This window comes from Leisingera thetidis (assembly GCF_025857195.1).
GTDB classification, from domain to species: domain Bacteria; phylum Pseudomonadota; class Alphaproteobacteria; order Rhodobacterales; family Rhodobacteraceae; genus Leisingera; species Leisingera thetidis.
Genome location: NZ_CP109791.1, coordinates 60440 through 77860 on the forward strand (window position 1 = coordinate 60440; position 17421 = coordinate 77860).

12 protein-coding genes are annotated in these 17421 nt (G+C 64.4%); 6 read left to right on the plus strand and 6 right to left on the minus strand.

All coding sequences use genetic code 11. The annotated features are described in order from the left end of the window. Position 1: 1 nt before the first annotated feature. The 3 genes from OKQ63_RS24650 to pabB are packed head-to-tail and all read right to left on the minus strand — an operon-like array spanning position 2 to position 7164. Complete coding sequence (locus OKQ63_RS24650; protein ID WP_264214631.1) at positions 2–4189, minus strand: aminotransferase class III-fold pyridoxal phosphate-dependent enzyme; 4188 nt, start codon at positions 4187–4189, stop codon at positions 2–4. A gap of 24 nt (positions 4190–4213) precedes the next feature. After that, positions 4214–5014 carry an outer membrane lipoprotein-sorting protein gene (locus tag OKQ63_RS24655; protein WP_264214538.1) on the minus strand — a complete coding sequence of 267 codons (801 nt, stop codon included), beginning with the start codon at positions 5012–5014 and terminating at the stop codon, positions 4214–4216. 26 nt (positions 5015–5040) lie between these two features. Beyond that, positions 5041–7164, minus strand: a complete 2124-nt coding sequence (gene pabB, locus OKQ63_RS24660) for an aminodeoxychorismate synthase component I (RefSeq protein ID WP_264214539.1) — start codon at positions 7162–7164, stop codon at positions 5041–5043. Positions 7165–7347: 183 nt separating this feature from the next. On the opposite strand from pabB, the gene OKQ63_RS24665 reads away from it, so the two are divergent. The 5 genes from OKQ63_RS24665 to OKQ63_RS24685 are packed head-to-tail and all read left to right on the plus strand — an operon-like array spanning position 7348 to position 13734. Next, positions 7348–8514 carry a 4-hydroxybenzoate 3-monooxygenase gene (locus OKQ63_RS24665; RefSeq protein WP_264214540.1) on the plus strand — a complete coding sequence of 389 codons (1167 nt, stop codon included), beginning with the start codon at positions 7348–7350 and terminating at the stop codon, positions 8512–8514. 2 nt (positions 8515–8516) lie between these two features. After that, positions 8517–9764, plus strand: coding sequence for a hypothetical protein (locus OKQ63_RS24670; RefSeq protein WP_264214541.1), 1248 nt, complete (start codon positions 8517–8519; stop codon positions 9762–9764). 16 nt (positions 9765–9780) lie between these two features. After that, positions 9781–11487: a class I adenylate-forming enzyme family protein gene (locus OKQ63_RS24675; RefSeq protein WP_264214542.1), complete on the plus strand. Its 1707-nt coding sequence runs from the start codon at positions 9781–9783 to the stop codon at positions 11485–11487. Next, positions 11480–12862: a hypothetical protein gene (locus tag OKQ63_RS24680; RefSeq protein WP_264214543.1), complete on the plus strand. Its 1383-nt coding sequence runs from the start codon at positions 11480–11482 to the stop codon at positions 12860–12862. Before OKQ63_RS24675 ends, OKQ63_RS24680 begins: the two co-directional genes overlap by 8 nt. Further along, a complete protein-coding gene (locus OKQ63_RS24685) occupies positions 12859–13734 on the plus strand; it encodes an aminotransferase class IV (RefSeq protein WP_264214544.1) in 876 nt (291 codons plus the stop codon). Before OKQ63_RS24680 ends, OKQ63_RS24685 begins: the two co-directional genes overlap by 4 nt. Here the strand turns inward: OKQ63_RS24685 and OKQ63_RS24690 are convergent. From OKQ63_RS24690 to OKQ63_RS24700, 3 genes are all read right to left on the minus strand, one after another. Beyond that, complete coding sequence (locus OKQ63_RS24690) at positions 13731–14789, minus strand: NAD-dependent epimerase/dehydratase family protein (protein WP_264214545.1); 1059 nt, start codon at positions 14787–14789, stop codon at positions 13731–13733. The two genes, OKQ63_RS24685 and OKQ63_RS24690, sit on opposite strands and share 4 nt — an antisense overlap. A 41-nt stretch (positions 14790–14830) precedes the next feature. Then, a complete protein-coding gene (locus tag OKQ63_RS24695; protein WP_264214546.1) occupies positions 14831–15403 on the minus strand; it encodes an acyl-homoserine-lactone synthase in 573 nt (190 codons plus the stop codon). Between the two features lie 131 nt (positions 15404–15534). Further along, positions 15535–16473, minus strand: a complete 939-nt coding sequence (locus tag OKQ63_RS24700; RefSeq protein ID WP_264214547.1) for an alpha/beta fold hydrolase — start codon at positions 16471–16473, stop codon at positions 15535–15537. Between the two features lie 211 nt (positions 16474–16684). Between OKQ63_RS24700 and OKQ63_RS24705 the strand changes: the two genes are divergently transcribed. Continuing rightward, positions 16685–17404: a helix-turn-helix transcriptional regulator gene (locus tag OKQ63_RS24705; RefSeq protein WP_264214548.1), complete on the plus strand. Its 720-nt coding sequence runs from the start codon at positions 16685–16687 to the stop codon at positions 17402–17404. Positions 17405–17421 lie beyond the last annotated feature (17 nt).

Genomic DNA, 17421 nt, shown 5'->3' on the forward strand with positions numbered 1-17421 from the left:
CTTACTGCAGCCTGGTGGTTTCAAGGTTGATTTTGTCCTGGACCATGTCCGAGAGGGCGAAGCGCTGCACCTTGCCGTTGCCGGTGCGCGGCAGCGCGTCGAGGAAGAAGATCTTGTGCGGGACCTGGGCCTTGGCGAACGTCTCGCTGATGACAGCCTTCAGGGCCTGCTCAAGCTCGGGTCCGGCGGTGGCGCCTGCGGCGGGAACCACAAAGGCATAGGGCCGCACCAGGGGTTCCGGATGCTCGCGCAGGACCACTGCGCATTCCGCGACCAGGGGGTGCGCGTTGAGGAAGTTCTGGGTTTCCGCTGGTGACACCCAGACGCCGCCGACCTTGGTCAGATCCGTTGCCCGGCCCAGGTAGTGGAACCGGCCGTCGGCATCCATGCGCATGATGTCATCGGTCCGGTACCAGCCATCCTGAAAGGCCTTGGCGGTTGCATCAGGATTGCCAAGATACCCTTCGGCCACCGAATTGCCGCGGACCCAGGCCACGCCGGCTTCGCCCGCGCGGGTGACCTGCCCGTGCGCATTGCGGATTTCGATGCTGAAGCCCGGAACGATGGCGCCGATGCTTCTGCCGCCGGGCTCGTCCTTGGGGGTGGCAAGGGCAAAGGACATGATTTCGGTGGCACCCAAACCGTCCTGAATGCTGATGCCGCTGATCTGTTCCCAGGCGTCATCGACAAAGGGCGAGCGGGCCTCGCCGGCGGCGATGCACCGGCGCAGCGTGGACAGATCGCGCGGCGGCTGCTTGACCAGAATGCTGTAGACGGTCGGCACCGAGAACAGCACGGTGGCCTTCTGCTGTTCGATCTGGTCCAGAATGGCTGCGGGATCGAACCGTCCGTTGCCCAGCAACAGGGCGGCGCCGTGATACAGCGCGGTCATCGACACCGAGAAGCCATAGGAATAGCTGAGCTTGGAGGTCACGATGACGTTGTCCTTCGGCGACAGCCCGATATTGTGGCGGCCATAATTCTCGGCCATATTGACCAGGTCGAGGACGGAGTGCGGCACCGCCTTGGGCAATCCGGTGGACCCCGACGTGAAGATCACAACAGCCTCCGCCCCGGCGCTCGCGGCCGCGGACCGGGGCCCGGTTGCGGGTTGGCTCAGCAGCTGCGCATTGCTTTCAAGAACGGCCACCGGCAGCAGATCCGCCAGGCCCGCCTCCATGCCGGGGCTGCACAGCGCATGAACCGGCGCCGCGACCTGCATCATGGCGCGCAGGCGGTCCTGGGGCAGCGAGCTGTCCAGGGTGACCGGCACGGCGCCGATGCGCCACAGCCCTGCAACCGCCGCGATGTGGGCAAAATTGCCCGCCCCCGCCACAAAGACCCGCGCACCCCGGCCGATGCCCAGCGTCAGGAAGCGGGCAGCCGACACACCGGCCGCATGGTCGAGATCCTTCCAGGTGAAAATCCCGCCCTCCATCTCCATGATCGCCGGATCGCTTGCGCCGATCCCTTCGGCACGCTGGCCGATCAGGCGGTGGTAGTAGTCGATGCTGTCTTCACTGGTCAGGGAGCGCGGATCCGCGGCCGCACTGGCCCGGGACAGAGCGGCATCGCTTCCGGCCGCGGCCGGGCTGCCGTCACCGATCAGGCTGCCCCAGTCGACCCGGCCGATCGGGCGGTCGAAGGCGCGCAGGTCCGCCAGCTCAAACCCGGTATCGGCGGCGATTTCGCGCAGCATGCTGACTTCGCGGTGCGACGGCGCGGCACCGACCGAGGTGTCTTCATAGTGCTTGCGCAGCGCCAGCATGACGGTTTCGGCGATGCAGGCAAAGGCAACCCCCTTGGGCATCGGAATGCCGAGGGCCAGCTGCGGGCGGCCGGGATAAGCAATGACGCCGCCGTCCATGATCAGCACATCATCGCGTTCTTCGCGGCAGCGGTAGCTGATGTTGCCGGGCCGGGACAGATCGCAGACCACGCTTTGCGGACGCAGATCCTCGGGGGTGATCAGCTTGTCGGTGGAGCTGGTGGCAGAGTAAATGATATCGGCGTTGCGCAGATCGCGGCTGCAATTGTCAGAGATCACGAAATAGCCGGGGTCGCGCAGCAGCTGTTCCGCCAGTTCCGCCGGGTCCGTCTGCCCGTCCATCAGCTTCAGCGCACGGTCCAGAACGGAGCCGGGCCGGGCCGGAAGCTCGCCGTCACGGGCCGCTTTCAGCCCCGCGGCCAGCGACCGCTTGAGCCGCAGGAAGGACTTTTCCATCGGCGTCGCCGGGTTCACGAACAGATAGAGGCGCCGGGCGCGGGCCGAGATCATCTGCACCATGCCGCTGCCAATTGATCCCGCCGCGCCGATAATCGCCGCGGTGGCATCGCTTTGGCTGCGGCCCAGCGTGGTGGTGGCCCGGTCCGCGGCCATCAAGGCCGCTTCGATGGTGAAGCCATTGCCGGTAGTCACCGCCTGGCCCAGCGGGTCAATCCGGGACCCGCCCCGTGTCACGATCGAGGTGTAGCCGCCCAGACCGACAATCCGCGCACCGCGCTTGACAGCCAGGTTGACGCATTTCTGCACCAGCTCGCAGGCGTCGTCCTGCGGCATCGCCAGAAGCTGCCGGGCGCTGCGGGGCAGCAGGATGAAATCGCCGACCGCGCTTGAGCCGTCCTTGCCCTTGATCCGGGCGCGGCTCAGCAGGATGGGTTCGTCGAATTCGCCCAGAAGGTTGGTCAGCACATCCCTTTGGCTGCGGGTCACCTGCCGCAGCAGAGGGTCGAGGTTCTGGAGGTCGTCGGTTTCCAGCTGATGCACGATAAAGCCGAAGCGGCCTTCGTCCGGGCCGATTTCGCCGACCGGATCCGCCCCCAGGAAATCCACCGCGGATTCCCGTTCGCCGGCCTTGGTGGTGCCGGTGATATGCTTGGTGGCGCGCACCGTGTCCTGCGCGGCCAGCGCATCCAGGCATTCCCCGAGCGCGGCCGCATAGGTTTCGCATTCCTCGCCGGTGGTCAGGTAGCTGGGCAGGATCCGCAGCACCCCCTTGCAATTCGCCGCCGGCGTGACCCGGACACCGTTGGACAGCATGTGCCCTGCGGTCAGCGCCGGATACTGCTGGCTGGAACCGGCAAGGCCAAGGAAGGCGCCCTCCGATCCGGCAACCACATTGGATTGACGGCGGAATTCGATGCCATGCAGCAGCCCGCAGCCGCGGGTCTGCGCGATCAGGTCCGGATAGGCGCGCTGCAGCCGCTGGTGAATGCTGTCCAGGGTGCTGCTGCGGGCGCGGATGCGGCGCAGCAGTTCGCCGTCGTTTTCCAGCAGCACGTCAAGCATGGCATTGGCGGCGGTTGCGGCATAGGCACTGCCGGCAAAACTGGACATCTGTTGAAAATCCAGCGACTTCGTCACTGCGCGGGGGCCAAGCAGGCACGCGGAGATCGGCATCACACCGCCCCCCAGCGCCTTGCCCAGAACGATGATATCGGGATTGCCGCCGGTCCATTCGGTTGCAAAGAAATGCCCGGTGCGGCCTGTCCCGGTCATGATTTCATCATGAATCAGCAGCACGCCGTGCTTGTCGCACAGGGCACGGACCGCTTCGAAATAGGCCTTGGGTGCCAGCTTGACGCCGCCCTCCGATTGCACCGGCTCCAGGATGACAGCCGCCATCGAGTCGCCCTCGGCCGCCAGGGCGCGGTCCATCGCATCAATATCGCCAAAGGGCACAAACACCGTGCCCGCCAGCTCGGCGAATTCATTGACCGGCGAGGTGTGCGTGACCGAGAGACCGCCAATGGATTTGCCGTGGGTGCCATTGACCGCAGCGACAAAGCGCAGCCGCCCGGTGGCGAGGCGGGCGGAATTCAGCGCGATCTCGATGGCTTCGGTGCCGGTGGTGGCAAAATTCACGCGCTCGGTGATGACCGGCGACAGGGAAATCAGACGCCGGGCAAGCACTTCGGCGGCCTCTGAAAAATACGGCTGGACCAGATTGGTGAGCGGCAGTTTCAGGGTTTCCGAAACCGTTTCCGCAACCGGATTCGGACCATGGCCCAGCGGCAGGCAGCCGTGGCCGGGCACAAAGTCCAGCACAAGCCTGCCGCCGCCGCAATGCAGCTGGTTTCCGCTGGCACCGTTTACCTGGGTGTACAGGCCGCAGGTTCTGAGCTTGCGGTCAAGCAGCGGGTTGATGGGGTTCGGCTCGCTGGGATGTCCGAAATTTTCCAGAGGCATACGCTTAGTTCTCCTGCAAGGGCGTCAAAGGCTTTGGGATCTGAAATGACCGCCGCCGAAATTCGGGCTGAAGTCGATTTTGCTCAGGCTGATCAGGGTTTCCCGGCCCTTGCCGTGCACAATCATGTGGCGCGACCGCAGGATGTGCTTGCCATCCGGCGCCTGGGCCGCCTTGGACATTTTCTGGGTCTTCAGATGGCGCCCTTTCTGGTCGAAGTAATCGATCTGGAACGGCACCATCGACCCGGCCCTGGCCTGGGTCACCGCGCGCGAATAGCCGATGCTGCGCCCGTATGAATCGCTGCGCACGGTGCTTTCCAATGTGATGCTGCTGCCGCTGCCGGCGGTGATTGCATGGGTGAAGTTTTCCAGCCGCATCGCCATCAGGTTGGCATAGCTGAAATCCGTTCCGGCAAAGGCATTGGCCTGTTTGGAGGCGGAAATGCGGCGCACTTTGCCAAGGCTGGGAAGCATCAGCCAAAGGTCATTGTCCTTTCTGCTTTGCTCGTGCACCAGCAGCTTGGTGTCGCGCACATCCGCCGGCGCCAGAAAGACATAGCGGCGGTCGCTGAGGTCCTTGCCGCCCTGCCGGGCCGTGGAGACTTCCAGATCGCGGGTGCGCACCGGGGCGCCGGCCCGGCGCAGCTCGACCTTGGCCATTGCCGCCATCGCCCCGGTCAGCTCGATATTGTTGACCGCGGTTGCGGCTTCCAGCGCGTCCGGGGCCCCCAGCACCAGGCCGGGCGCCAGCATTGCGGTTGCCAGGCTGCCGCCGCCAAGGGCAAGAAAGCCGCGGCGGGGAAGCCGTGAATGAGAAACGGGCATGAGGGTATCCTTTCCGAAGTCCTGCGTCACTTTGCCAAGGTGCCTGCCGGCGCCGCCTGCAGGCCGTTTGAAATCCGGTAATGGTCTGAATTGCCGGTAAGATGTTCGGCCAACGCCCGGACCAGGGCCTGGCTTTTCAGCATGATCTCATCCAGTTCGGCCCTGGGGTCCGACAGGTAGGTGATGGCGCCGCCGCAGCCGATCGAGACGGATGCGCCCTGCTTCACCACCGTGCGGATGACGATCGAAAGATCCGATTGCCCGTTGTAGCCGATCCAGCCGATGGCCCCGGAATAAACCCCGCGCGGGCCTTCCTCCAGCTGGTCGAGAATTTCCACCGAGCGGATTTTCGGAGCCCCGGTCATGGAGCCGCCGGGGAAGCAGGACCGGATGGCATCGACGCTGGTCAGGCCGGGTTTCAGACGCCCGCGGATGGTCGAGACCATCTGATGCACGGTCTTGTAGGTTTCTATCGCGCAAAGCTTGGGCACGTCGACCGAACCGGGAATCGCGGCAGCGGCAAAATCATGCCGCACGAGATCGACAATCATGAGGTTCTCGGCGCGTTCCTTCTCGGTGGTCTGCAGGCGGCGCGCCAGCTCTGCATCCTCCTGCGGCGTGGCCCCCCGTCTGATGGTGCCCTTGATGGGTTTGCTTTCCAGCAGGCCGGACTGGTCAGCGCGCAGGAAGCGCTCCGGCGAAGACGAGACGACCTCGGTTCCGCCGATGTTCAGAAAACCGCTGTAGGTTGCCGGGTTGCGCTGGCGGAGGACCTTGTAGAACTCCCAGGCATCCAGATCTTCCAGCTCGGCGGTGATCTGGTTGGTCAGGCAAAGTTCATAGCTTTCCCCGGCGCGGATCAGGTCCTGGCATTTGAGGATCCGGGCCAGATAGGCCTGGGGGTCGTGCCGCATGGTGAATTCAAGCGGCGGCCGCGATTTGGCCGGAGCCGGGGCCACATGCATCCTGGCCGCCTTGGCGTAGAGTTTCTGCAGGGCCGACAGGGCGTTGTCGAACCGGGCTTCCTCGGCGTCCTGCGGCAGGCACACCGCCGCATAGGCAGCCTCCTCAAGGTGGTCGATCACAAAGAACTGCGGCACATGGCGGAAGGCGGCATCTTCCGTCTTCGACGCCGGGGAGGCGACGCCCAGGAATTCCGATTTCAGCTCATAGCCCAGCCAGCCGATCAGGCCGCCGAGGAAAGGAAAGGGAGGATGCCCGCCGGGGCAGGACACAACGCCCAGGCAGCTGCTGAGGTAGTCCAGCACCGGGATGTTGCGCATCGAGGCCAGTGCGGTCCCCTCATATTCGCGGAGGGTCTGCGTTTGCACGCAGTAGGTCATGCTGCGGTCCGGATCCGCCGGCGCCTCGACAAAGGAGTAGCGCGACAGCCCCTCCTGCGCGAGGCTGCTTTCCAGAAGCAGCGGGCGGCGGCCATTGACCAGCCCCTGCGCTTCGACCAGCGCCGCCGGGTCGATGGCCGCGCCCAGCTTGTGCCAGTACAGGCTGCGGTCCGGGGCCGCGGCCGCTGCGTTGCTGCGGGCCTTGGCGGCGGTCCGGCCCTGATGCGCCTCGACCAGATTCAGGAAGTTGCCGAGAATCGCCCTGCCGTATTCCGTGGCAATCGATTCCGGATGGAACTGCACGCCCCAGCGGGGGGATTCCGTGCTGCGGATGCCCATGACGATGCCGTCCTCGGTCCAGGCATCGCAGACAAAGCCGCGCGGCAGCTCCGGGTTCACGGTCCAGGAATGGTAGCGCATCACCTTCTGTGTTTTGGGCAGGCCGGCAAACAGCCCCTCGCCGCTGCAGGTGATCTGGCTGATCCGGCCGTGCATCGGTTGCGGCGCCAGTTCGACAACGCCGCCGGCTTCGACGATCATCGCCTGATGGCCCAGGCAGACCCCCAGCACAGGGCGGCTGTCCCGGCGCAGAATGTCCAAGGAGATGCCAAGATCCCTGGCGACGCCGGTGTTGCCCGGCCCCGGGGAAATGATGATGCCGTCATAGCTCAGGAATTCCGGGCTCTGCAGGAAATCGTAGCAGTCATTGCGGATGACATCGATTCGAAGACCCTCGCGCTGGCCGCGCAGAAAGTCCGCTATATTATTGGTAAAACTGTCAAAATTGTCGACGAGGAGAAGTTTCAAGGCCTTGTATCCTTTTACTGCCATAAGCTCATCAACCGGCTGGGAACGCCGTCAGGCTGAAATGAATTGCCCGGATAAGGCGGGAATTGCGGCCTGCCTGTCACCTATCGACATTGAGAGTTCCGGTATCGGCCGCCGCTATCTAGCGTCGGCGCGAAACAGCAAAGCGGAGCGGCAAACCCCATGCGCACGACGGTTGGTATTATTGGCGGCGGCCCGTCCGGGCTGCTTCTTTCGATTCTTCTGGACCGTCTGGGAATCGACAATCAGGTGCTGGAGCACCGCAGCCGCGCGCATGTGCAGCGCCGGGTGCGGGCGGGGCAGCTGGATCATGCCAGCGTCGCGTTTCTGCGCCAGGCCGGGCTGGCGGCGCGTCTTGACCGTCTGGGGCTGCCGCAACGGGGCATGAACCTGCGCTGGCGCAATCAGACGCGGCGGATTGACCTTGAGGCCTTGAGCGGCGGGCATTCCTGCACGGTGTACGGCCAATCTGCGCTGACCAGCGATCTGGCCGGAACCCTGGACGCGGCCGGCCGCAGCCCGGTCTACGGGGCCGAGGACATCCGGCTGTCGGATCCGGAGGCGGAACCGCATGTCATCACCTACCGCAAGGATGGCACCGGGCACCGGCTGGAATGCCGTTTTGTTGCCGGCTGCGACGGGGCGCACGGCCCGGCGCGCAAACTGGTGAACGGGGCCGGGGGCGGCAGCAGCAGGCGCCTGCCGTTTTCCTGGGTAGGGGTGCTGAGCGACACGCCTCCAGTGTCGCCCGAGCTGACCTATGCCTACCACCCGCGGGGGTTTGCACTGTGGTCGATGCGCTCGGACTCGGTCAGCCGCACCTACCTGCAATGCGGCGCCGGCGATCAGGCCGGGGATTGGTCCGATGACCGGTTCTGGAACGAGATGCAGCTCCGGCTGGGGCCGGATGCGAGCTTCCGGCCCGGCAAGGTGACGGAACGGCTGATGGTCCGGATGCAGGGGTATGTGGCGGACCGGATGCAGCTTGGGAATGTGGTTCTGGCAGGGGATGCGGGCCACACCGTGCCGCCGTCCGCGGCCAAGGGGCTGAACCTGGCCATTGCCGACATCCGGGAGCTGAGCGAAAGCTTCCGCAAGCTGCTGTTCGAAGGCCGCCAGGATGCCTTGGCGGACTATGCGGAAAAGGCGCTGAATCGGGCCTGGGCCGGGCAGGCCTTCTCGTGGCAGATGACTGATCTGCTGCATGCGCCGCCGTCGGGCGATCCGTTTGAGAACAATCTGAAGCTGACCCGGCTGGACAGTCTTATGGCCTCGCCTGAGCAGCTGAGCCTGTTCTGCCGGAACTACACCGGGGCCGAGGCCGTCTGACCATGCTGCACGGGCTTTCTAAAACCGGCCTGGTCCTGGCCACGGTCCTCTCCACGGTCCTGGCCGCAGCGGCACCGGCCCGGGCAGAATTCAACGGGTATATTGCCACCGGGATACAAGGCGGCAACCCCAACTTCACCGATAGCGGCACCGGCGTTTTCGGGCGTCTGGGCTATGATTTCTCCCACAGCCTGGACGCCGCCGACGGCACGCTGGATCTGTTTGCCGGCGGTGTTGTGCAGGGCAGCGGCCGGGAAGACCGGGCGATCAATGAAACCCAGGCCTTGCGCGAAGCATATGCAGAGTACCAGGCAGGCAGTTTTACGCTTGGGGCCGGGCGGCGCGTGCATGTGCAGGGGGTTGCTGACGGGTTCATCCCGACCGATGCCGTGTCGCCGCGCAATTTCCGCTTTGCCGTCTACGAAGAGCAGGGCAACCGGTTTGGTTCTGACGGGGTATGGGGCACGCTGTTTCTAGGGTCCGATGTCACGGTTTCGGCCTATGCCCATACCAACGCCCGCAGCAGTGTTCTGCCGCGGGGGATTTACCCCGGCGCCCTTTCGCTGCCGGACAAACCGGTTGAAGGCGGCGGCCGGGCCTATGGCGGGCGGATCACCTGGGCAGCAGGGTTCGGCGATCTGGGGATCAGCCTCCACTCCGGCCCGGCCAACCTGCCCTATCTGTCCGCCGCCGGAACCGGAGTGCAGCCGGTGGTGCCGCATCTGTTCATGGCGGGCGCGGATTTTGACCTGGTCCGCGGCGCCTGGCGGTTTTACGGCGAGGCGGCGCTGCATGAGTACAAATCCGGCAGTTTCGCGATTCCGGCTGCGCTGCTGCCGGAAAACGAGCTTCAGGCGGTTCTGGGCGCGGAACGCGAGCTGGCCGGCACCAGCAGGCTGGCCGCTCAGCTGTTCTTTCGCGATCTGCGGACCGCCCGCAGCACCGGCGCCGGGCCGCTGGCGCCCTTGGCGGCCGGCGTCAGGACTGTCTACGGGCAGCATGAAGACCGGCAAACGGGTTCCAGCCTGTCCTACACCTGGGAAAGCGGCGACACCCGCCGGTCCGCCGAAGCCACGGTTTCCAGCTGGTTTGAAGACGACCTGTATGTGCGGCTGCGGGGCAAGTACCGGCTCGGCGCCCAAAGCGTGATTTACTTGTATGCCGATTGGCTGGAGGGCCCGGCAGGTTCGCCCTACGGCACTCTGGAGGAGAGCTCCAACATCGGTCTCGAATACCGGATTTTCTTTTAAAGCAAGGGGCTTAACCGTGTTTCCGAAACGTCTGCAATTCATTCTCGACCGCACCGTCAATATCGCAACCCTGATGGACACCGCAATCGCCGGGCGCGAAGAGGAGATCTTCTTCACCACCGACGAGCAGCTGCCGCAGTACGGCATCCCGGATGACGGGCTGAGCGGGGCCGGGCTGCGCAGCACCGTCAACCAGCTGTGCCACATGCTGCACAGCCGCGGTGTCCGCCGGTTTGACCGGGTGGCCATCTGGAAGAGCAATTCGCTGGATTATTTTCTGTGGAGCTATTCGGCCATGCGCCGGGGCGCAATTTCGGTTCCCGTCAATGGCCGGATGCCGGTGCAGAACTTTCTGAACTTCATCCGCCACAGCGGTGCCAGAACGGTTGTGACGGATTGCGCCGGGCTGCAGAACCTGCAGGACAGCGGCCTGCCGCTGGACGGGATCGAGCGGATCTTTTTGACCAACGGCAGCACCGAGGTGCCGGGGATCGAAGTGATCCCGGTGCCTGACGCCTTTGCCCGGGCGCCAGCAGAATACGCCCCGCCGCATATGGACCGCGACCAGCATGTCATGATCTGCCACACCTCCGGCACCACCGGATTCCCGAAGGGGGTCCTGCACGGCTCGGACAGTTTCATTCTTGCGGCCAAAGGCCAGATGCGGATCCAGTTCATCACCCGGCGCAACCCGGTAATGTTTGCAGGCTGGATGAACCACCATATCAGCCAGGCCGGCTGCATCACCGCGCTGGCGGCCGGTGTGCAGACCCATGTCGTGACGGATCTCAGCGCCAATCACATCCTGCAGTCGGTCAGCGACTGGCAGCCGCGCCTGTTCTTTGCCTTTCCGGATATCTATCAGAATATGTGCCAGGCCGGCCTGGACAATTACAACCTGTCCTCGGTCCGGATGTGGATGTCCAGCGGCGACGCCATGCATGAGCACCACATCCGGCAGCTGACGGCCAAGGGCGCCTTTCTGCGCCTGTTCGGCAAACCGCTGGTCAGTTCCCTGTTCATGGAGTTTTTCGGGACTTCCGAAATCGGCTTTGCGGCATTGGTGAAGATCAGCGAACGGCGGACCCGGAACTATGGGCGGCTGGTGGGGCGGCCGACACCGGCCAGCCCGGCGGTGAAAATAGCCGATGCCGAAGGGCGCCGCCTGCCGGCCCACAAGGTGGGGCGCATGATGGTCAAGGGGCCGACGCTGTTCAAAGGCTATTGGAACCAGCATGACCGGACCCATGACGTGGTCCGCGACGGCTGGTGGTGGACCGGCGATGTCGGGTTCCGCGACAATTTCGGGCGGTTCTACCAGATCGACAGGGATGTCGACACGGTGAACACGGGCCAGGGCCCGGTTTACGGTCTGCCGGTTGAGGAAGAAGCGCTGAAACTGCCGTCGGTGCGGGAAGCCGTGCTGGCGGCGCGCCCGGCCGCCGGCGCGGACGAGGCGGTGCTGCTGCTGCAGATGGCGCCGGGACATGCGGCCAGCCCCGCGGACCTGCTGGCGGCGCTGCAGGCAAACTGCAGCTGGGCGGCACATCTGTCGGAGGTGGTTATCATGCCGGAAGGCACCGTGCCGCCGCGCGGGCTGACAGGAAAGGTGCTGAAACGCGAAATCCGCGAACAGCTGCGGCAGCAGCCCGCAGCGGACGCCGCTGAGCCGCAGCCGCCGGCCGGCAAGCCTGCCGCTGCCAAGGACCTGGCCGATGCCTGAACGCCATCGGATGACGACGCTGAACCGCATCTACATCTATTATGAAAAGATGCTCGCCCGGCAGGGGCTGAACGGCAATTCCTGCGATTGGTTCGAACTGGAAAACGCGCCGGACCTGGACATTCTGCGCCAGGCCGCGGCCTCGGTGGCCCGGCGGCATGCGGCGCTGCAGGCGGCCGGGTCCTTTGCCGGGGCGGCCGGGTGGAGCTGGGCGCGCAACCCCGAGGCACAGCCGGAGATACGCTATGTGCGCACGCGGGGGCGGTGCCCGGAGCAGGCCGCCGACCAGCTGGTGCCGCAGAATGTCTGGGGAGAGCCGCTGGATCACGCCAACGGCCCGCCGTGGCGGATTTTTGTCACGGAATATGACGACCTGACCATCCTGCAGAGCGTCACCAGCCATATCTATACCTGCGGAAAATCCGCCAACCTGATCTCGGTTCAGCTGGTCAGCGCCTACGGGGCGCTGATGCGCGGGGAAAGCCCCGATGAAAGCCCGGCCGGGGTTGCGGACCGGGCGAATGCCAAACTGTTCATGCCCCGATGGTCCGCCTGGCGCCATCTGCGCTCCTTTGCGGCCACGATGCTGGACATGCTGCGCGAGACGGTGACGGCCCCGGTGGCCCTGGCGGGCAACAGCAGCAGCAAGCTCAGGCGCGGACGGACCCGGGTGCGCTTTGAAGACCTTGGCCCCGAGGTCTGGCAGCAACTGCGCCAGTTTGCCCGCTCCGAACAGATGAGCCGGCATCCATTCTACATTGCCGCCTGGGTTGAGGCGATCACGGCCTACAATGCCGCCCGGGGGCAAAAGCCAAAGGGCAAGGTCAAGCTGATCGACAATTTCTCGCTCAGACCGTTCTCGGACCAGGACCTGAACGGCTACTACGACCTATGCGCCGTGCCTTACGCAATCGAGGTTCCGTCCGGCCCGTCGAACCGGGCGCAGCGTGAGCGGATTTTCGAAATGGTGGAAACCCTGCGCAAAGGCAAGGTGCTGGATGACCTTACCCGCTATGCCTTTTACCACAAGGTGATCGCCTTCCTGCCCAAGGTTCTGGCAACCAGGCTGGTGCTGATGCTGGTGGTCAAATCGCCGTTCATTCTGTCCAACATCGGCCCCGTTCCGCCGCAGATTCTGAACACGGGCGCGTTGCAGACCCGCCGGTACTTCAGCTTTCCGCAGCTGTTTCCACCGGGCAAGATCATGCTCTTGATCACCACGGCACCAGACAGTTTGCGGGCGGTCTTCCTGTGGGACGAGGACGCGGTGTCCTGTGCGGAAATGGAAAATGAAATGATCCCCGCCTTCAAGGACGCTCTGGCGCGCTCCATCGGGCTTGGAGCCGCCGCCAGCCGGCCGCAGGCTGCGGAATGACCGGCGGCAAGTCGCTGCCGCTGCTGTGGTCGGACGGCGAATTCCTGTCGCCCGGCAGCCCGGTTTATGCCGCAACCGAACGGGGCGCCGCGCTTGGCGATGCGGTGTTCGACACGGTGCTGTGCCTGGGCGGGAAGGCGGTGCTGCGGCAGGCCCACCAGCGGCGGCTGGAACACTCGGCCGATTTCTTTGCCCACCGCGCCGACGGCCGCCTGATCGCCGCCGCCTATGATCTCAGCGCGGAAACCGGCGAAGCCGCGGTCCTGCGGGTGTCGATCAGCCGCGGCGCGGGCGCGCGCGGGCTGGCGACCGACCTGTCGCAGTACAGCCGGGTGACAGCCATGCTGTCCCCCCTGCCGCCGTCGCTGCAATTCCAGCCGGTGGCTCTGGACATCGCCGCTGCCGCAAGAAACGAGACGTCGGCTCTCAGCCAGTGGAAAACCGCGTCCTCCTATCTCGACGCGGTTCTGGCCACCGGAGCGGCCCGCCAAAAGGGGCTGGATGATGCGCTGTTCCTGAACACCCGCGGCTTTGCCGCCTGCACCACGATGGCGAACATCTTTGCCGTCATGGGACGCCGGCTGATCACCCCGCCGGTGCATGACGGGGTCTTGCCCGGGGTGACACGGGGGCTGCTTTTGTGCCTGGCGGCCGACGCAGGGCTGGCCGCCGAAGAAGCCTCTCTCACCGCGCGGGACCTGCAGACCGCCGACGAGGTCTTTGCCTGCAACAGCCTGCGGCTGATCATGCCGGCAACCAATATGGGCGGGGCCTCGCTTCGGTTCCGCAGCGTCCTGGCCCGGCTGCTGCGGGACAGGATCGCACAGGAAACCGGTTCCATGCCGGCCCCGCCGGACTGGGCCGCGGATTAATCCGCGGCCGCCAGTTCCTGCTGCATCAGCACGCGGCTGGTTTCCGCAATGCTTTCATCAATCGGGCGGAAGCTGAGGCCCAGCAGCGCCTGCGCGCGCGCGCAGGAGACTTCCGGTGCAGCGCCCAGATGCGGCAGGACATTCTGCAGAACCGGGTCGAATTTCGCCGCAGCCCGCACCATCGAATCCGGAGCAATGCCGGTTTTGATGGCCCGGCTCGGGAACTGCTTGGCAATCACCCTTGCGATTCCAGCCATCGTCCGGGTTTCACTGGCCGCAATGATCCGTTGCCCGCAAGCGCCGTTGCGCAGCAGAGCCAGCACATGGGCTTCGGCCGCATCGCGGACATCGACACAGGGGAAACCGGCATTGGGCAGCGCCGGATCGCGGCCTCTCAGGAACCGCTGAATGACCCCGACAGAGGTCGCGCCGCTGCTGCCGATGGGCGGTCCGAAGGCAAGCCCGGGGTTGATCACGGTCATCTCCAGCCCCAGTTCGCCAGCCAGCGCCCAGGCCCGGCGCTCTGCGTTCAGTTTCGACAGCGCGTAGGCATCCGTGCGGGGATCATCGGGGCAGCTCCAGTCGCTTTCGTCGTACCGCAAACGCCCCGGCGCAAGCGGTGTCATCGTGACCGCAGCAATGGAAGACGTCACCACAACACGGCGTGTGCCCTGGGCTGCGGCCGCACGCAGCACCCGTTCGGTGCCTTCCGCCGCCAGTTTCACCAGATGCTGGGGATTCCGCGGCGGCCGGTCCGGAAAGGGCGAGGCCGTGTGAATGATGGCCCGGCACGAGTGGGCAGCCAGGTCCCAGCCGCTGTCAGCGGTCAGATCGGCCTCAATGAATTCCACCGGGAGGCTGTCCTTGCCCAGATATTCCTGCAGCGCGGCCCGCACCGGACCGGCTTTCCGGATGTCGCGCAGGGTGAGCACCACCCGGAATCCGCGGGCAAGCAGCGCCGCAGCCACATGGCGGCCAAGATAGCCGCCGCCGCCGGTGACGCAAATGCGGTCTCCGGGCGCGATTGAAAAGTCCTCGAGGCTGTCCTCAGGCATACGCGGTTTTCCTTTGTTGATAAACGCTGTCCGGACGCCGGTCAGGCGGTCAGGCGGATCGTGTTTTCGGCCGGCTCGACCCGGACCCGGGCAACGGCGATGGTCATATTGCCGCAGCGCCAGGGTTTGCCCAGAACCTGCAGATCATACCCGCGCGGGATCAGGATCCGCGCATAGATAAACAGCGGCATCAGCAGCAGGAACTCCGACAGACCCTGCCGCTGGCCAAACTGGTAGATCCGGCTGGTGATGGCGTCGATCGCCTCCGACCGCTCGGCGCTGTTCAGCGACCGGCAAACACCGAACCGGGTTGCCTCCCAGACGCGGTCGCTTTTGGGCAGCGGGCCGTCATATTCCTGCGAGAAACTCTTTTCGATCATATAGGTGCACGAGGTCGGCAGCAGGCGCGAGACGCCGACCACCTCATCCGCGTTGTTGATGCACAGCACGTATTCCGTGGCCGGCGTGTCGAATTCGTCGAATTCCATGCCGCCGTAGCTGTTCAGATCCCAGCCCAGACGTTCGACGAAAATCTGATGCCGCAGCTTGAAATGCGCGCGCCAGTAATGCGCGTATTTCCCGATATTCTGATTGTTCACGATGATAGTCCGCATGTCATCCAAGCCCCGCTTCCCGGAATTTGAATGGCAGTGTTAGGACGATCCCGGCAGCAGTAAACACTGTAACCTGATAGTTGCACGCGGGCCCGGCAGCCCTGACCGGGGATGCCGGGATTCGGCCCGCCCTATTGCTGCGAATCCAGAAAGGCGCGCAGCGCACGGCCTGACCCGGCCGGCTGGTCCAGCATCGGCACATGGCCGCACTCGTCCAGCCAGACCAGCTGCGCATCCGGCAGGGCCTTTGCCAGAACAGGCGCGCCGCTGGGATCGAAAATCCGGTCTTCGCGGCACCAGACGATCAGGCTCGGCTGTGTGATGCGGCCGGCAAGCTCCTGCAGCGGAACCGCAACCGAGCCGTTGACTTCCTTCCAGATCCGCCGGTTTGCCTTGGCATTGGCAATCTCCTGCCCTGCCCAGAGATCTTCAATCACTGCAGGCACATAAGGTTTTTCCGGGAACAGCAATGCGTTGCGCTGCTCAAAGGCTTCCGGACTGTCGGCCACCAGGGTTTTCTGCTCTGTCCGCATTGCCGCCTCAAACTTGCTTTCGCGCGGGGAACTGACGCCGACAGGGCTGCCGATGAAGGCAACACTGGCGACCCGTTCCGGAAACTGCGTGGCAAGCAGGCCGGCGATCTGCCCCCCCATCGAATTCGCTGCCAGATGAAAGCGCTCCACTCCGAGCGTGTCCAGCACAGCCATGAGGTTCTGCGCCTGCTCGGCATAGGCGTATTCCCCTTCCGGCAGGACGGAATTGTCCCCGAACCCCGGCAAATCCAGCGCAATAACGTGGTAGTCTCCGCTCAGCTGCCGGGTCATGTCGATCCAATGTTCCTTTCGGGCGAAGATACCGTGCAGCAGGACAACCGTTTCCCCCTCGCCGCCTTCCAGATAGTGCACAGTTCCGGCCTTTGTTTCTGCCTGTTTCGCCGACAGCCCGCTCACATAGACAAAGGCGGAGATCATCGCCCGGGCGCTCTGCGCCGGCCAGACCCGCAAGGCGGCGGCGGCGGCAAGGCCGGTCAGCAGGAGGGCGGTTGCAAGGATGAAGAGTTTCTTGGCCATCTGAAGTCGGGTCTCCGCTGTGGGATGCTTTACCCAAAAGTGTGATCCTGACTCGGAAATGCAACCCTGAGTGATCAATTGCTGCTGCATCGGCATATTTCCCCGGCACCCCGCCTAGCAGATCTGCGCAAGGTCGCGCCACAATTATAAGTTGCACGGAAGGCCGGCCTGAAATACCTTGGCGTCAGATTAATTCATTTAGGATTTGGTGATGCAGAATGCTGTTTCTAGCGGATGCAACCCGCGCAGTTCCATCGTGGACAGCCTATTCAGCGAACTTCAGGAAAACACGGATTTCGAATATTTCGCCGCCTGCCACATAACCGCGGAAACCACGCGCGGCATCAATGCGGCGCAGCAGAACATGAAGACAAACTTCCCCGCCGAATGGACGGATCATTACCGCAGCTCCGGCCTGATCGGCTCTGACCCTGTTATCCAGTTCGCCCCCCGCACTAGCCGGGCAATTTGCTGGCAGACGGTGCGGAACTGTGCAGCGTTCCAAAAGAAACATGATGCGGTTTACAAGGCGGCCAGCGATTTCGGCATTCATTCCGGGGTGCTGCTGTCTTCGCGCCAGTTCGATGGCAGCATTCAGATTATTTCCTTCTCAAGCTCGCGGAAGAAAGCATATTCGGACAAGGACTTGTCCCGTGCCTCCTACTACGGCCAGCTGATCGGGCACGCGGTAAGCAGCACAGTTCCGCCTGAAGACGAAGGCCAGGCAACCGGCGGGATTTCTCCCCGGGCACTGGAATGCCTGCAGCTTGCAGCATTGGGCAAATCTTCGGCGGAAATTGAGATCATACTCAACATCAGCCGGCATACAGTCGATTTCCACATCAAAAACGCGATGGCTGCCCTGGACGCAAATACCAGAACCTTCGCCGTGGTCCGGGCGGTGCAGCAGGGCCTGATCCTTCCGTGTTGACAGTGATCGGCCGGGTT

Bases quoted from the DNA above. Each gene is read 5' to 3' on its own strand.
- OKQ63_RS24685 (WP_264214544.1), top strand. From the start codon at position 12,859: ATGACCGGCGGCAAGTCGCTGCCGCTGCTGTGGTCGGACGGCGAATTC.
- OKQ63_RS24650 (WP_264214631.1), bottom strand. From the start codon at position 4,189: ATGCCTCTGGAAAATTTCGGACATCCCAGCGAGCCGAACCCCATCAAC.
- OKQ63_RS24690 (WP_264214545.1), bottom strand. From the start codon at position 14,789: ATGCCTGAGGACAGCCTCGAGGACTTTTCAATCGCGCCCGGAGACCGC.
- OKQ63_RS24670 (WP_264214541.1), top strand. From the start codon at position 8,517: ATGCTGCACGGGCTTTCTAAAACCGGCCTGGTCCTGGCCACGGTCCTC.
- OKQ63_RS24655 (WP_264214538.1), bottom strand. From the start codon at position 5,014: ATGCCCGTTTCTCATTCACGGCTTCCCCGCCGCGGCTTTCTTGCCCTT.
- OKQ63_RS24695 (WP_264214546.1), bottom strand. From the start codon at position 15,403: ATGCGGACTATCATCGTGAACAATCAGAATATCGGGAAATACGCGCAT.
- OKQ63_RS24705 (WP_264214548.1), top strand. From the start codon at position 16,685: ATGCAGAATGCTGTTTCTAGCGGATGCAACCCGCGCAGTTCCATCGTG.
- OKQ63_RS24665 (WP_264214540.1), top strand. From the start codon at position 7,348: ATGCGCACGACGGTTGGTATTATTGGCGGCGGCCCGTCCGGGCTGCTT.
- OKQ63_RS24700 (WP_264214547.1), bottom strand. From the start codon at position 16,473: ATGGCCAAGAAACTCTTCATCCTTGCAACCGCCCTCCTGCTGACCGGC.
- OKQ63_RS24680 (WP_264214543.1), top strand. From the start codon at position 11,480: ATGCCTGAACGCCATCGGATGACGACGCTGAACCGCATCTACATCTAT.